Raw genomic sequence first — 14,062 nt, 5'->3', positions numbered from 1 at the left:
CGCACGCGGGGACGGTCCCACGACAGGCCCCGCCACAGGGCCTGTCGATCCGTGGTCCCTGCGCACGCAGGGTGTTGCGACCAACTAGTTGGTCGCAACAATCAAAAGGGCGGGCCGCTCATGCCCCCGGTGCGCGGCGGAACGGCCGAAGTCAGGCGGGAACGAGTACGCGCGACGGAAGCCCGTCCCCCGCAGGAGCAACCCCGGCGTCCACCCGCCCGCACGGTGTCGGGCAGCCCCCGCCTCGTTCCCCGCGCCCCATAGCCGGCAAGGCTCCCGCGACCGCCCGACCGTCCGGCCGCCGCCCACCACCGCAGTCACCTCCTGGCGTCCTCCACCGGTGCCGGACTGCGGTCCTGGATGTCCTGCTCCGGCGTCGCTCCGCCGTAGTAGGCGATCTTGTCGTCAAGGACCTCCATGGCCCGGTGCAGTGCCGCCACCCGCTGCTCCAGGGCGGCCCGGTGCTCGCGGAGGAAGGCGACCCGGTCCTGCGCGGGGCGTTGCGCGCGCAGGAGGGCGACGAAGCCGCGCAGGTCCGCGATGCCGAGGCCCGCGTCGCGGAAACACGTGACCAGGCCGATCCAGAACACGTCCTCCTCGGTGTACTGCCTGCGCCCGCCGGAGGAGCGGCCGATCGGGCCGATGAGCCCCTCCCGCTCGTAGTAGCGCAAGGTCTCGATGGAGACGCCGGTGCGGTCGGCGGCCGCCGAAGGGGGAAAAGTGCTCACGGAGGGGCTCCTTGTGTGACTGCGCCCGCGCTACCTCGCTTCGGCGAAGCGGGCCACCTGCTCGTCGTCGAGCCGCACACGGCGCGCGGCGAGTGCCTGCTCGATCTGCTCGACGCGGCTCGCACCGACGATGGGATCGATGCCCTGCCGCATCAGCCAGGCGAGGACCACCTCGTTCCTCGTGGCCGAGAGTTCCCCCGCGACCTCGTCCAGAACCGTGAGCACACGGGTGGTCCCGGGGTGATCATAGGACTGCGGAAGTGGCTTGTCCGGGCGTACGTAGGAACCCCACAGCAGCGAGCTGTACGACCACACCGCCAGCCCCTCCGCGTGCGCGAGGTCCAGGTCCTCGGCGGTGAGCATCCGGTGGCCTCCCTCCGCGACGGGGGTGAGGGGGCGCTGCTGCACGAGCGAGTGCCGCAACTGCAACGCCGTCCAAGGCTCCACGCCCTGTTCCCGGGCGAGAGACCGGGCCCGTTCGACGCGCCAGGCGGGGTGGTTGGCCGCCCCGACCCGCAGGGCCGTCCCCTTCGCGACCAGCTCGCCGAACGCCCCGACCGTCTCCTCCAGCGGAACGGCGCGGTCCTCGGCGTGGGCCCAGAGCAGGTCGACGTGGTCGACTCCGAGTCGCGTCAGGCTCTCTTCCACCCCGGCGTGGACGGCGCGGGCGGACAGCCCTTCGGCGCTTTCCGGCCAGGAGTGCGCGACGAGCGGGTTCTGCCGGACCTTCGTGGCGATCCGCACCGTGTCGCGCGCGCCCGGACGGGCCTTGAGCCACGAGCCGATGACCCGCTCGCTCGCGCCTCCGACGCCGCTGGGGTCGCTCCAGAAGGAGTAGCAGTTGGCGGTGTCCAGCCAGACACCGCCACCGGCGGCGAAGGCGTCCAGGATCGCGAAGGCCTGATCTGGTTCGACTCGGGTGCCGAAGTCCATGGTCCCGAGAACGATTTGAGGTGCGGTGTTGTTCATGCCGGTCATCCTCGAACCTGTAGCGCGCTACAGGTCAAGAGCGACGGTGGCGGGGCGGACACGTATGAGAGGCGAGGGTCGCGAAGCGGCTGCCCGGTTCCAGAAATCAGAGTGCGGCAGAGAGCAGAGAGCCGAAGGCAGAAAGCAAGCTTGAGGGATCTCAGGGTTCCCCGGAATCTCAGGCGCCCCAGGGTTCACAGGTGCCTCAGGGTTCATCGACGTCTCAGGGTGCACGGGATCTCAGGACTTACACGACGAAGACCAGGAACGATCCGGCATCACAGGCGGACGGTGATCTCCACTGTCACCGCGTCACCCACCGAGAGGCCCACCCGCTTGCGTACCGCCTGTTTGAGGGGCACCAGATAGCCGCCGTCCTTCGGGAAGAGCGACGTGGTGAAGCCGGTCGCACCGATGCGGGCCTCGACGGGGATCACGCCCCAGCCGTACGTGGCCATCGCCGCCACCTCGCCGATGCCGGCGGCCTGCTCCTCGGGGACAGGGGCGAAGTAGAACGGCGAGGGGCCCCGCCACTCGATCACTCGGCTCGTGAAGGCCAGCCGCATTCCGTGTCCCGTCATCCGTCGGCTCTCCGTCCCGTCACTCACCCTGTCCCGACACCCGTCCCGTCCCGTCCCCACACTCGTCCCGTCCCGTCGTCGCCCGCCCGCCCACGGGGCGTCCCGGCCACCGGTCGGTCAACCCCGTGCCCGAGACCACCGGGCGCGGCCTCTCCGTCCCGTACGGCGCGATGGGCCGCGCCACCACTCGGCAACCGCCGGTCATCCTCCGGCAGTTCGACGATCACCAGTATGCCCCCGCTTCCGGGAGGGACCACCGTACGATCACCGTGGTCGCCGCGACCACAGCCAGGACGCACTCGACGCCGAGCACCAGCGCGGAGACCAGCAGCGGCGTCGCAGAGAGCGGTGCGGTGTCTCGCCGAAGGCGGCCCGGAAGGTGCGGCCGAAGTGCGCCGGCGACACGGGGCGATCGCGGCGCGCGAAGGCGCCGCGTATGACGACACGGTGTGTGAGGACACGGTGTGTGAGGGACCTCCAACGGCTGCGTGTACACACGGTCCACGGCGTTCCGGGCGCGCGGCATACGGCGGTTGCCCCTTGCCCTCCTCGGCGGCGCGGCTCACACTCCCCGCGCGCCCTGTTCCGCACCGGCCGGAGGTGGTGTTGATCCCGGCAGCCCTCCTCCGCTGAGTTCGACGAGCAGCCCGTACGCCGTCGCCGTCAGCCCGACGGCCCGGCCGCGCCGGGTCGACAGCGCGACGAGTGCAGTTCCGGAGGCGCGATGGAAGCCGAGAAACGCCTGTTGGCCGGGCGAGGCGCCACTGGAGAAGAGCAAGGGGCCGCTCTCACCGGGTTGTTGGAGCCACCCGGCCAGAGTGTGGGTCTCGCGGCGCGTGGCAGGCCCCCGGATCAGTTGCGGTCGCTGCGCGTCGAGTACGGCCGCACCCAACGGGCCCCTCTCCGGTCCGGCTTGAGCCTCCAGGTAGGCCAACAGGTCCTCCGGCGTGGCACGCAGGCCCACCGCCGGGGCGAACGCCCCCACACGGGCCGGACGTACGGGAGTCATCCCGTCCCCGCGATGCCCCACGGCGACGGCACCACGCGGTCCAGGTGCCGTACTGGTCGACGTCAGTCCGAGCGGACCGAGAACGTGCCGGGCGAGAAGTGCCGGGTAGCGCTCACCCACCGCCTCCTCCAGCGCGGCCGCGAGAAGCGCGACCCCGAAACCGGACCGGGCCCAGTACGCGCCGGGACGGTGCCGGGGCCGGGTCCGCGCGAACGCGTCGAGCAGCCGCGCCGTGTCGTACCGGTCGTAGCCGCTCGCGTACGGCCGCAGGACGGCACCCGGCAGCAACCCGGCCGGGAGGCGCGGCAACCCGGAGGTGTGCGTGGCCAGATGGCGCAGGGTGATCGCCCGCGCCGCCGTCGGGAACCGCAGCCGCAGAGGCGGGAGTCGCGCGATCAGCGGGTCGTCGAGCCGGACGGCCCCCTGACGGGCGAGCACCGTGAGCAGCAGCACCGTGTACGAGGCGGAGCACGTCCCCACCTCGTAGCGCAGGATCGGGCGAGGCGGTTCGGGGGCCGGCCCGGTGCCACCCGTGACGACCGTACGGCGGCCCGCGCGACTCACGGCGAGAACCACGTCAGCCGCGTCGACCCCCTTCAGCGCCACCCGCAGCCGTTCCCGGACAGCGACATCCGCCGGGCCGATGCCGTCCGGAATGTACGGCGCGTCCGGCCGCTTCACGTCCGCACATCCCGCAGCAGGTGGGCGGCCGTGACCTGGAGCAGCACCCACGGATCGTCCCCGGCCCCGCGCCGGATACGGCCGGTCCCCTCATCCAGCAGCGGACCCGACGGTGCGCCCGGCAGCAGCGCGAGCCAACGCCCGGCACCCGCCGCCCGCCGCCAGTCCCCGCGATCCACCGCCTCCTCGAATCCGTACGCCAAGTCCGCCGCACGCGCGTCGAGTTCGGCGCCGAGCGGCGAGGACTCCGCACCCGGCACGGCGAGGGCGGCGAGCTGCGCCGCGAGATGCGGCAGCCGGGCGGGCGCCGCCTCGCGCACCCACGCCGCATCCGGCACCACGATGTCCGCCGCCCGGGACACACGGAGATCCGCCGCCTCGGCACCACCCCCGGTCGGAAGAACCGCACGGGCCGCCTGGACAAGGCCGTGATGCCGCCACCGCGAAACCTCCGAGCCGCCGGGCCCGGACGGAAACGCGTCCAGGACCCGGCCCACCAGCAAGGAGTCCTCGGGCACGGGCACATGCCCCGCCAGACGGTACGGAACGAGCGCGTCGGCCCCGAGCACCCGCACGGCGACGAGCGCGTGGGGATCGTCCGGGCGCAGCAGGTGGGACAGGGCGAAGGACCCGTTCCCGGGGACGACTTCGAGAGCACGGGCGATCTCCCGGGTCGCGTCGCGCAGCACCGCACTTAGCGAGGACGACGCCCGCCCGGCCTCCCCCGGCACCACTCCCCGCCCGTCCGCCCGCCGCTCCTCCACCTGCTGCCGCTCCTCGGCCATGCCTGAGCCGCCCTACCCGGCGTCCGAGGCGGGAGCGGCGGGGTGCGGACGGGTGGGGGCGGTGGGGTGCGGACGGGTGGCGGCGACTGGTTGCGGGCGGGTGGGGGCGAGGGGTTGCGGGCGGGTGGGGGCGACGGTGGGTGCGGGTGCGGGCATGGGTGCGGGCCACGGTCCGCGCGCCCGGGTTGCCGCCAGCCGGCTGATGAGCGGCGGACGCCGAACCGGACCGTACGGGGCGAGGACGCCGGGTGACGGGGCCGGAGCGAGGCCGCGGGCGACTCGTGCGGCGCGAATGGCCGGGCGGGCGCCACTGGCGGAGGAGGAACCACTGGCCGAAACCGGACCACCAGCCGGTGCCGGATCACCAAGCAGAGCCGGACCACCAACCGAAGCAGGACCACCGGCGGGGCCTGTACCACTGGCCCCGTCGGTGGTAGAGGCGGCCGGGTCTACGTGGGCGGCCGCCGAGGCCCGGGGCGTGGAGGCGGTGCGGGTCGTCTGGATGGTGCGGGTAGTGCGGGTGGTGCGGGTGGTGCGGGTGGTGCGGGTGGTGCGGACGAGTCGTGACGCGCGGTCCTTGCCCATGAGCCCAGTTCCTCCCGTTTCCCCAAGTTTCTGCTTATTGGTGAGTCCACCGTCACATTTCAACCGAAAGGCCGCAAATGAAGGCCGCAATGGCGTAGATCCATGAACGGACAATTCCGGCTCGATTCCATGGACACCGCAAAAAGAGAGCAGCGCTCTCGTTTCGGATTGCCGATCTCGCTTGTTCGGTGCCCCTTCCCGCTCACCGCAACCCTCCCTCCACCCCTTGCCCCCGACGGCACGGAGCGGACTCGCTCTCGCGAGGCTCGCGAGAGCGGTGCTCTCCCAGCAAAGCGAGAGCGGCGCTCTCGCAACGCGGCGAGAGCACTGCTCTCGCTCGCCGGAAAGAGCGGCGCTCTCGCAACTGTCTAGGAGACCGCCACACAACGGCGGCGGCGGCGACAGCGGCAGCGGCACCGAGAGCAGTGCTCTCGCTGCGGCACCGGCAGCGAGAGCACCGCTCTCCTCAGGGCATGCCCGTCATGCCCGTCACCACCCGGCAGCGGCGACTCGACCGTCCGAAGGTCAACGCGAGTCGCTCCCGCCAGGGATCGCCCCGCACCCTCGCGCCACGGTAAAGGCGGCACAGGAGGCAGCAGCCATAGCGCCGGCACTTCGGCACCAGCGCCCCGGCGCACCCGCGCACCCGCGCACCCGCGCACCCGCGCACCAAGATCGCCCCCGGTATCCTCAACACCGACTTCGACATCGAAGTCCCGCCATGTCGGCACAGACAGTCCCGCCATGTCGGCACAGACCACTCGTGTGCCCCCCATCGCTCGTTCCGGTCGCCCCCGATGACCCGACGCCGAGACAAGGAACCAGCCATGTGGATCGTCTTCGCACTCGTCGCATGCGCTCAGTTCGCTCTGATAGGCGGGTACCTGGCCGCCCGGCGCAAGGCCGGCCCCCCACATGCCGACCCGAAGCGCTGGCCGCGTCTGGGCGACGAAGTGCCGTACACCGGTCCGGTCGCCGCCGTGATCGGCACCTTGGGCGGCTGGCTCATCACCCGGGGAGACCGCGATCTCGTCGTCCTCGGTCTGGCCGGAGTGGTACTGCCCCTCCTCAGCGGCCAGGCTGGCGCGCTGCTGGCGACGGGGCGCCGCCACAAGGACGCGACCGGCACCTCGCCCGCGAACGGACCGGAAGCCACGTCGCCCCCGGGGGCCTTCACCAAGGTCTTCGCCCTCATAGCCCTGTTGGGCGGTCTGGTCGCCGGTCTCACCCCTCTGGAGTGAGACGTTCACGATGATCGACGCAGGGCCGGGGCCGGGGCTGCCCGGCAGTCGCCCACGTCCGACATCAGTGCACTCCGCACGTACCTGCCGTTAAAGTGCCGCGATAGGACGTTGAAGGGGCGCGCGGCACATCCCGGTTCAGTACGGGCCCAGCCGGGGCCGGCGGGAGCCGCTCGCACGGACGGGACGGGACGAGGCACGCGGGATGAGCGATCTACGGCTCGACGACACGGTGTTCGCGGATCTGAAGGACACCTTCTCCACGATCAGCGACCGCATGGACCGGGTGCGGCGGACGCTGAAGAACACGGACGCCTCAGCGGTCGGCGCGAGCAAACTCGTGGACGAGGTGCACGAGTTCTCCGACGAGTGGGGGTACGGCGTCAAGCAGCTCGGCAAGCACACGCACGGCGCCGTCAAGATGATCGACAAGATCGGCCAGGAGTTCGGCAAGCTCGACCAGGACCTCGCGGCCTCCCTGAAATCGACCCACAAGGGCGGTAAGTCCGGCTCCGGCAAGGGTCACTGAGGTGACGGCGGAGTGGCCGGCCTTCCCACAGATCAGCTGAGACCCGGCATCCGGGGCCCCTGGCGACAGCCGTGAACCGGCGAAGAAGCCGGGCGGCCTCGCCTCCGAACCCGGCACCTCTCTGCGGGAACCACGGGAGCTGGAACGTATCGAGTGCGGTGCCTGGAAGGGGCGGACCGCGCCGGCCCTCGTCGAGTACACCGGCCACGACTCCCACCCTGCGATGCCGCGACACCAACGCCCGCCACCCCGAGGTCCTCACGGCCCAGGTGCCGCGAACGCGCCCGCGTCCGCAGCGCGACAGGCACGCTCGGGCGGACGCCCACTTGCCACGGCGGCCCGACCAGGCTGCGAGACTCGTGCGCCAGGGGCCTCGGGCACGGCCCGGGAGCTGACGCTTTCCGTCCCGGCCCGGTAGGCGCCCGGCGCCCGGTCGAGGTCCCGGTCACGACTCCGACTGGGCGTCCACGAGGGCCTGGCCGGCTGACGTGCGGTAGTAGAGGACGGACCGGCCCGCTCGGCGGCGTTCCGCAAGGCGGGCCTCGCGCAGGATGCGCAGGTGGCGGCCGACCGAGCCCAGCGGCAGGCCGGTGAGGGCGACCAGTTGCGTGGTGCTCTTCGGGCTCTCCAGCAGTGCGAGCAGCTCGGCCCTGGCGGAGCCGAGCAGCGCCGAAAGCGCCCGCGGGGCGCGCTTCCTGTCTGGCTCGGCGGCCAGGACGCCCGCGCACGGGTACACCACCGCGAACCGGCGCGCGGTCCGGGCCGTGTCGCTTCCGGGCGGCGAGTCCCAGCAGACCCAGCTCCGGGCGAAGGTCACCGGGACGAAGAGCAGCCGAACGTCGGTGAGCTCCTGCGGGGGACTCTCGTACGCGGTGATCTGCAGGCGGTTGCCGCCCAGCCAGCGCATCCCCGGGCGCATGTCGTCCAGCGCGGCGGCCCAACCGCCGGCCGCCAGGCGCGCGGTGCGGGCGACCACGTCCGCTTCGACGATCCGGCCGCGACGCGACCACGTCGGCTGGACGGTCTCCCACCACACCCACTCCAGCAGGTCCGCGGCACACCTCGCCAGGTTTCCGTGGTCCAGCAACGGGGTGGGCAGGGAGCCGTTCGACGACTCCGCCAGGTCGGCGAGGGCGGTATCCGAGGGCGTATGCCGGATCCGGGAAAGCTCCTCCTCGAAGTCGGCCTTGTCTCCCGTGGGCGTCGGCGTGAGGAAGGTCGCGTTCCAGCGCGGCCCCAGCGCGGCGGGGACGAGCGCCGCGGTGACCGGATCGGCGGACAACCGCGCGCGGTAGGCCGGTTGATGGATGTCCAGCCAGCGGCGCTCGCCGGGATGGGCCGGAGCGCCGTCGTGCAGCGTCTTCAGCGCCGCGACCGTCTCGGCCAGAGGGGAGGCGACGAAACAGCTCGCGGCGAGCGTGTCCGCGGTCACCTGCCACCAGCTCATTGGTTTCGCCTCCCTGCGAAAGTCTCCCACCGCGCCGATCACGCCGGACAGACTCCCCGGTCATGCGCACCTACCGCGGCCTCTTCCGCACCCCGGAGTTCACCCCGCTGCTGCTCGCCTCGACGGGGCTCAGCGCCGCACAGACGGTCGCCGGCCTGGCCCTCGGCCTCCTTGTTCTCGAATCGACCGGCTCCCCGCTGCTCTCGTCCCTCGCCATGTTCGGCCCCGCCCTCGCCCAGTTGGCCGGTGCGGCGACGGTGCTGTCCGGCGCGGACCGGCTGCCGCCGCGCGCCGCACTGACCGGCCTCGCGCTGGTCTCCGGCCTGGGCACCGCCCTCCAGGCACTCCCCGGGCTCCCGGTCTGGGCGCTTTTCGCGGTGCTGCTCGGGCTCGGCCTAGGGGGATCGCTCGGCGGTGGGGTCCGCTACGGACTGCTCCACGAGATCCTTCCCCGGGACGGATACCTGCTCGGACGGTCAGTCGTCAGCATGTCCGCCGGGATCGTCCAGATCTGCGGCTTCGCGGTCGGCGGCATACTCGTGGCCACGCTCTCCGCGCGCGGCACCCTGGTCGCCGCCGCCGCACTGCACCTGCCCACAGCCGCGGTGACACGCTTCGGGCTGCGCCCGCGCCCGCCGCGAGCCGGAGGCCGCCCATCGGTCACCGAGACCTGGCGCACCAACGCCCGTCTCTGGTCCTCGGCACCCCGCCGCGCGGTGTTCCTCGCGCTCTGGCTCCCCAACGGGCTGGTGGTCGGGGTGGAATCGCTCTACGTCCCCTACGCGCCCGGCGGTGCGGGACTGCTCTTCGCCGTCGGCGCGCTCGGCATGCTGGCTGGGGACCTGCTGGTCGGACGGGTGCTGCCCACCCGCTGGCGGCCCCCGCTCGCCGTCCCCCTGTGCGCACTGCTCGCCGCGCCCTACCTGCTGTTCGCGCTGCGTCCGGGACCGGCTCCGGCAGCGGGCCTGGTCGCGCTCGCCACGGTCGGCTACGCGTCCGGCCTGCTGCTCCAAGACCGCCTGCTGGCTCTCACTCCGGCGGAGTTGAGCGGTCAGGCGCTCGGTCTGCACAGTTCCGGCATGCTGGCGGGGCAGGGCTTGGGCGCGGCAGCGGCCGGAACCGTCGCCCAACTCACCTCTCCCGCTGTCGGGATGGCGTTGACGGCGGCGGCATCACTGGCAGTGACGCTGATGTTGGCACGAAGGCTGGGCTGATGCCGTACGGTAAGGAAAACCCGTTCGCCGCCGGGCACAAGCCCGCCTACTGTGCCCCCATGGCCACCGACACCCCACTCGACCCCGGCGCCCCGCGCGAACTGCGCACCGAACGCCTTCTTCTGCGTGGCTGGCGGGAGAGTGACCTGGGCCCGTGGGCCGCGCTCAACGCCGACCCCGAGGTCCGCGCGTACTTCCCCGAAGTCCTGGACCGGGCGCAGAGCGAGGCGAGTGCGGCCGAGTTCCAGCGGCAACTGCTCGCACGCGGGTGGGGCTGGTGGGCCGTGGAGGTGCGGGCGACCGGGGAGTTCATCGGTTTCGCGGGCCTCGATCCGGTCGACGAGGAAGTGCCCTTCGACGGGGTCGAGGCGGGGTGGCGGCTCACCAGGAGCGCCTGGGGACACGGTTACGCCACCGAGGCGGCCCGTGCCGTACTCGCCTTCGGCTTCGAGGAGTTGGGACTGCCCGAAATCCTCGCCCTGTGCGCCGCCGGGAACCTGCGCTCGCGCGCCGTGATGGAACGGCTCGGCATGGAGCGCGACCCGGCCGAAGACTTCGACGACCCGACGGTCCCCGAGGGCCCGTTGCGGGCGAGCGTGGCCTACCGGGTCCGCGCGGCCGTCCCTCCGCGTCCGTAGACCGGCGGCTTCGCGCGCTGACGCCCCGCTCTCGAACGCGAGGCGCTACCAAAGTCGCCGGGACCGCGACTTTCCCCCGATGGCCGAGGCCGGGCGTTCCCGGGACGCTCTCCCCATGGACCTTCCCTCCCCCGCCTCGCGCGGCCCCGGCACGGTCGTCGGCCCCGCTCGCTGGCTGCTGCCCTGTGCGCTCGCCGGGGCGCCGCTGCTCGGCGCGGTACTCGCCGGCTGGGCGCTGCCACCGCTCGGCCGGTGGCTGTCCGGCCTTCCCGCGCTGCCCTTCCGTATCGTGTTCCGCCTCCTCGGCGGGATCGACGCGTGGTGGGAAGTGGCCCTGGCCGTCCTCGCGGGCGCCGGTATCGGCCTCGTCCTCGGGTTGTCGGCGCTCGAAGGGCGGGTGCTGCGGCTGACCGTCGACGCCGAGCGGCTCCGCCTGGAGGGCGGTACGCGGGACGGCGCCGTGCCGCGCGCGGAGGTGTCCGCCGTCTTCCTCGACGGGGACCGCCTCGTCGTCCTGGGCCCCGACAGCTTCCCGGTGCTCCACGGCCCGCTCCCACCGCCGCGCACCGCGACCGCCGACCGACTCGCCGAGTCCGCCCGGCGGTACGCCCTGCCGTGGCGTGAGGCCGACCCGTACGCCACGGAGTACCGGCGCTGGGAGCACGGACGCACCCCCGGCCTCCCGCCCGGGGCCGACACGCTGCTCGACGCGCGCCGTACCGCACTGGAACGCAAGGCGGTGCGCGAAGCCGGTTCGCTGGAACTGGCGTTGGGCGAGCACGGCTGGACCGTACGCGACGAGGACGGACAGCAGTACGTCCGGCCGCTCGTCCACTGAGGCGCGTCCAGAGCCGTCACTCCCCCGTCGAGCCGTCCGCCAACTCCCGGACGATGTCCAGGTGTCCGGCGTGCCGGGCGTACTCCTGGAGTACGTGGAAGAGGATCCAGCTCAGCGCGGGCGGCGTCGCGGGCGGCTGGAAGCGGCCGCCGGTACGGGCGCGCTGCTGGAGCGAGGAGGCCGCCGCGACGATCTCCCTGGACCGCGCGCACTCCTCGGCGAACAGCTCGCGCACGTCGGCCACGCTCTCCTCGGCCGGCACCTGCCAGCGGCCCGACTCCGGGTCCTCGTCCCCCCAGGCGGCACGCTCGTCCATCGGCTCCGCCGTGAACCCCCAGCGCAGCCAGCGGCGTTCGACGTGGGCAAGGTGCTTGAGCAGTTCCAGCGGCGTCCACCCGGAGGGCAGCCGGCTGCCGCGCAGCTCCGCCTCGGACAGCCCGTCGAGCTTCCCGAGGACCGTCGAACGGTAGTAGTCGAGATAGGCCGGGAGGAGTTCAGCGGGGTCGTCGATCGACTGCGGCGGCTCGGCGGCGGCCACCGGGGCCACCGGGGCCCCCGCACCAGGCGTGGCCGACGGGTCGGGTGTGGCGGACAGGGCGGGTGCGGCGGACGGGCCGGGTGTGGAGGAGGTCATGTCGGCACGCTAACGCGCGCCCCCTCCCGCCCACGCGCCTTCGCCTCAACTGTTCGGCCGCGCTCCGGATCGCGCCCCCTCACCCGGCCGGAACCGGCGGCCGGGCCGGCCGTGACGCGGGAAGGCGTCCAAGGCCTCCGGCGTCGTCCCGTCCGCCGTCTCCCGTACACGCAGAGCTGACGCGGCCCCCTCCCCCCGCGACCACCGGTTCACCTCGTCCACTTGCCTGGAGCGCACTCCAAGGAGTTGGCTGGAGTGTCATGAGGTACACGCAGCTCGGACGTACGGGACTCAAGGTCAGCAGGCTCGTCCTCGGGACGATGAACTTCGGACCGCAGACCAACGAGTCGGACAGTCACAGCATCATGGACTCCGCGCTGGACGCGGGGATCAACTTCTTCGACACCGCCAACGTCTACGGCTTCGGCGAGAACAAGGGCCGTACCGAGGAGATCCTCGGGACTTGGTTCGCGCAGGGCGGCGGCCGGCGCGACAAGGTCGTGCTCGCCACCAAGGTAAACGGCTACATGGGGGTCGGCGACCCCTGGCCCAACCACGACAAGCTCTCCGCCGTGAACATCCGGCGGGCCGTCGACGCGAGCCTCAAGCGGCTCCAGACCGACTACATCGACCTCTACCAGTTCCACCACGTCGACCGGGACACCCCGTTCGAGGAGATCTGGCAGGCGATCGACGTCCTGATCCAGCAGGGCAAGATCCTCTACGCGGGGTCCTCCAACTTCCCGGGCTACAAGATCGCCCAGGCCAACGAGCTGGCCGCCCGGCGCGGCCTGGTCGGGCTCGTCAGCGAGCAGTGCCTGTACAACCTCGCGGAGCGGCGCGCCGAGATGGAGGTCGTCCCGGCCGCCCAGGAGTACGGGCTCGGCGTCATCCCGTGGTCGCCGCTGCACGGCGGTCTGCTCGGCGGCGCGCTGAAGAAGGAGCGGGAGGGGGCCACGTCCGGCCGCAGCGCCTCCGGTCGTTCGGCGGACGCGCTGAAGAACCACGCGGTGCGCGAGCAGATCCAGGCGTACGAGGACCTGCTCGACAAGCACGGGCTCCAGCCCGGCGACACGGCGCTGGCCTGGCTGCTGACGCGGCCCGGGGTGACCGGACCGATCGTCGGCCCGCGTACGGCGGAGCAGCTGGAGTCGGCGGTGCGCGCGATCGACGTGGAGCTGTCGGACGAGGTGCTCGCCGGTCTCGACGAGATCTTCCCGGGTCCGGGCCCCTCCCCCGAGGCGTTCGCCTGGTAGGTCCGCCCTCCGGACGGCCACCGACCGGTTCCAGCCGGATTACGGCCGCCCTGTGACCGGTCTTCGAGGCGACGGCGGTGGGCCGCGGCCGGCGGTCCACCGCCCCGCGGTCCACCAGACGCGGTCTACTGACCGCGGTCCACTGACCGACGGCCACCGGCCGCGGTCTACTGGCCGACGGCCGCCGCCACCGCCACCACGACGAACATCAGTACGAGCACACCGGCCATGATCCGGTTCCTGGTCTTGGGGTCCACCCTTCGAGGTTATCGGTCCCCCGGGGCCCCTCCGGTCAGTGGGTACGTCGCCTGCGTCACGTAGCGCGGCCGGGCGCCGCGCAGCCCGCCGGGCGGCAACTCGCTGCGGACCAGACTCAGCTCCCGTACCGTCCACGGCGTTCCGGCGAAGTCGTCGAGCGCCCGCGCGAAGGGGCCGAGCGGCGTGCGGCGGTCGCCGCGCGCGAGGGTGAGGTGCGGGCGGTAGGGGTGCTCGCGCCGCCCGGGACCGGCCGGTCCCGCGGCCCCGGCCCCGTCCCTTCCGTCCGTCTCCGGGGCCTCGGGCAACGCCACCGGCACCGCGGCCGCCAGTTCCCGCAGGGCGCCGACCTCGCCTCGTACGCCCGTCCACAGCGTGCTGTCCCCGAAGTGGCCGCCGCCGCGCAGGGCGAGCCGCAGCGGGCCGTGCGAACGGGCCGCCGCGCGCAGGGCGGTCTCCAGCGCCCCGGGGTCGGCCTCCCCGTGGAAGGCGAGGGTCAGGTGACGGCCCGCGTCCTCGGTCCAGCGCAGCCGGTCCGCGCCCGGCAGGGACCTGACGGGGCGCAGCGCGCGGGCGAGTTCGGCGAGCGCCCCGGCGGGCGGGAGCAGCGCGGTGAAAAGTCTCATGCCGAGCAGTCTGCGCCGCGCCGCCGCCCCCGGACGCCTACCCTCT

The 14,062-nt window shown here is 72.9% G+C and carries 13 protein-coding genes, 2 pseudogenes and 1 CRISPR repeat array (1 of these 16 running past the window's edge); of the genes and pseudogenes, 6 read left to right on the top strand and 9 right to left on the bottom strand.

The window, feature by feature from the left end; all coding sequences use genetic code 11:
- Positions 1 to 73: a CRISPR direct-repeat array (repeat unit 22 nt); it reaches 1,473 nt to the left of the window's first position.
- Positions 74 to 386: 313 nt separating this feature from the next.
- The 6 genes and pseudogenes from ACFYMP_RS06830 to ACFYMP_RS06805 form a co-directional block, all read right to left on the bottom strand.
- Positions 387 to 728, bottom strand: a pseudogene (locus ACFYMP_RS06830) (MerR family transcriptional regulator); the annotation flags it as partial.
- A 30-nt stretch (positions 729 to 758) separates the two neighbouring features.
- Positions 759 to 1,697, bottom strand: a complete 939-nt coding sequence (locus ACFYMP_RS06825; protein WP_388851633.1) for an aldo/keto reductase — start codon at positions 1,695 to 1,697, stop codon at positions 759 to 761.
- 278 nt (positions 1,698 to 1,975) lie between these two features.
- Complete coding sequence (locus ACFYMP_RS06820) at positions 1,976 to 2,263, bottom strand: DUF1905 domain-containing protein (protein WP_388852282.1); 288 nt, start codon at positions 2,261 to 2,263, stop codon at positions 1,976 to 1,978.
- A 345-nt stretch (positions 2,264 to 2,608) separates the two neighbouring features.
- Positions 2,609 to 2,804: pseudogene (locus tag ACFYMP_RS06815) on the bottom strand (hypothetical protein); the annotation flags it as partial.
- Positions 2,805 to 2,840: 36 nt separating this feature from the next.
- Complete coding sequence (locus ACFYMP_RS06810; RefSeq protein WP_388851630.1) at positions 2,841 to 3,968, bottom strand: serine hydrolase domain-containing protein; 1,128 nt, start codon at positions 3,966 to 3,968, stop codon at positions 2,841 to 2,843.
- The gene (locus ACFYMP_RS06805) at positions 3,965 to 4,753 is read right to left on the bottom strand and encodes a hypothetical protein (RefSeq protein ID WP_388851627.1); all 789 of its coding nucleotides are present in this window, start codon (positions 4,751 to 4,753) and stop codon (positions 3,965 to 3,967) included. Before ACFYMP_RS06805 ends, ACFYMP_RS06810 begins: the two co-directional genes overlap by 4 nt.
- A 1,412-nt stretch (positions 4,754 to 6,165) precedes the next feature.
- Here ACFYMP_RS06805 and ACFYMP_RS06800 point away from each other — a divergent pair.
- Together ACFYMP_RS06800 and ACFYMP_RS06795 are read left to right on the top strand one after the other, a co-directional pair.
- Positions 6,166 to 6,579: a hypothetical protein gene (locus ACFYMP_RS06800; RefSeq protein WP_388851624.1), complete on the top strand. Its 414-nt coding sequence runs from the start codon at positions 6,166 to 6,168 to the stop codon at positions 6,577 to 6,579.
- A gap of 205 nt (positions 6,580 to 6,784) precedes the next feature.
- Positions 6,785 to 7,108 carry a hypothetical protein gene (locus ACFYMP_RS06795; RefSeq protein ID WP_388851621.1) on the top strand — a complete coding sequence of 108 codons (324 nt, stop codon included), beginning with the start codon at positions 6,785 to 6,787 and terminating at the stop codon, positions 7,106 to 7,108.
- 445 nt (positions 7,109 to 7,553) lie between these two features.
- Here ACFYMP_RS06795 and ACFYMP_RS06790 read toward each other — a convergent pair whose 3' ends face one another.
- On the bottom strand, positions 7,554 to 8,555 hold the full coding sequence (locus ACFYMP_RS06790; RefSeq protein WP_388851618.1) for an ArsR family transcriptional regulator: 1,002 nt from the start codon (positions 8,553 to 8,555) through the stop codon (positions 7,554 to 7,556).
- Positions 8,556 to 8,617: 62 nt separating this feature from the next.
- On the opposite strand from ACFYMP_RS06790, the gene ACFYMP_RS06785 reads away from it, so the two are divergent.
- From ACFYMP_RS06785 to ACFYMP_RS06775, 3 genes are all read left to right on the top strand, one after another.
- Entirely contained in the window at positions 8,618 to 9,769 is a 1,152-nt protein-coding gene (locus ACFYMP_RS06785; RefSeq protein WP_388851615.1) for an MFS transporter, read from the top strand.
- A gap of 59 nt (positions 9,770 to 9,828) precedes the next feature.
- Positions 9,829 to 10,407 carry a GNAT family N-acetyltransferase gene (locus ACFYMP_RS06780; RefSeq protein WP_388851612.1) on the top strand — a complete coding sequence of 193 codons (579 nt, stop codon included), beginning with the start codon at positions 9,829 to 9,831 and terminating at the stop codon, positions 10,405 to 10,407.
- Positions 10,408 to 10,522: 115 nt separating this feature from the next.
- A complete protein-coding gene (locus ACFYMP_RS06775; RefSeq protein ID WP_388851609.1) occupies positions 10,523 to 11,245 on the top strand; it encodes a hypothetical protein in 723 nt (240 codons plus the stop codon).
- 16 nt (positions 11,246 to 11,261) lie between these two features.
- On the opposite strand, the gene ACFYMP_RS06770 is transcribed toward ACFYMP_RS06775, so the two are convergent.
- Positions 11,262 to 11,879 carry a DinB family protein gene (locus tag ACFYMP_RS06770; protein ID WP_388851606.1) on the bottom strand — a complete coding sequence of 206 codons (618 nt, stop codon included), beginning with the start codon at positions 11,877 to 11,879 and terminating at the stop codon, positions 11,262 to 11,264.
- A 260-nt stretch (positions 11,880 to 12,139) separates the two neighbouring features.
- Between ACFYMP_RS06770 and ACFYMP_RS06765 the strand changes: the two genes are divergently transcribed.
- Positions 12,140 to 13,135: an aldo/keto reductase gene (locus tag ACFYMP_RS06765; RefSeq protein ID WP_388851603.1), complete on the top strand. Its 996-nt coding sequence runs from the start codon at positions 12,140 to 12,142 to the stop codon at positions 13,133 to 13,135.
- A gap of 266 nt (positions 13,136 to 13,401) precedes the next feature.
- Here ACFYMP_RS06765 and ACFYMP_RS06760 read toward each other — a convergent pair whose 3' ends face one another.
- Positions 13,402 to 14,016, bottom strand: coding sequence for a 2'-5' RNA ligase family protein (locus ACFYMP_RS06760; RefSeq protein ID WP_388851600.1), 615 nt, complete (start codon positions 14,014 to 14,016; stop codon positions 13,402 to 13,404).
- Between the last annotated feature and the right edge of the window lie 46 nt (positions 14,017 to 14,062).

Source organism: Streptomyces sp. NPDC007088 (genome assembly GCF_042869355.1).
Taxonomy (GTDB): domain Bacteria; phylum Actinomycetota; class Actinomycetes; order Streptomycetales; family Streptomycetaceae; genus Streptomyces.
This window is presented reverse-complemented; position numbering and strand designations above follow the sequence as displayed.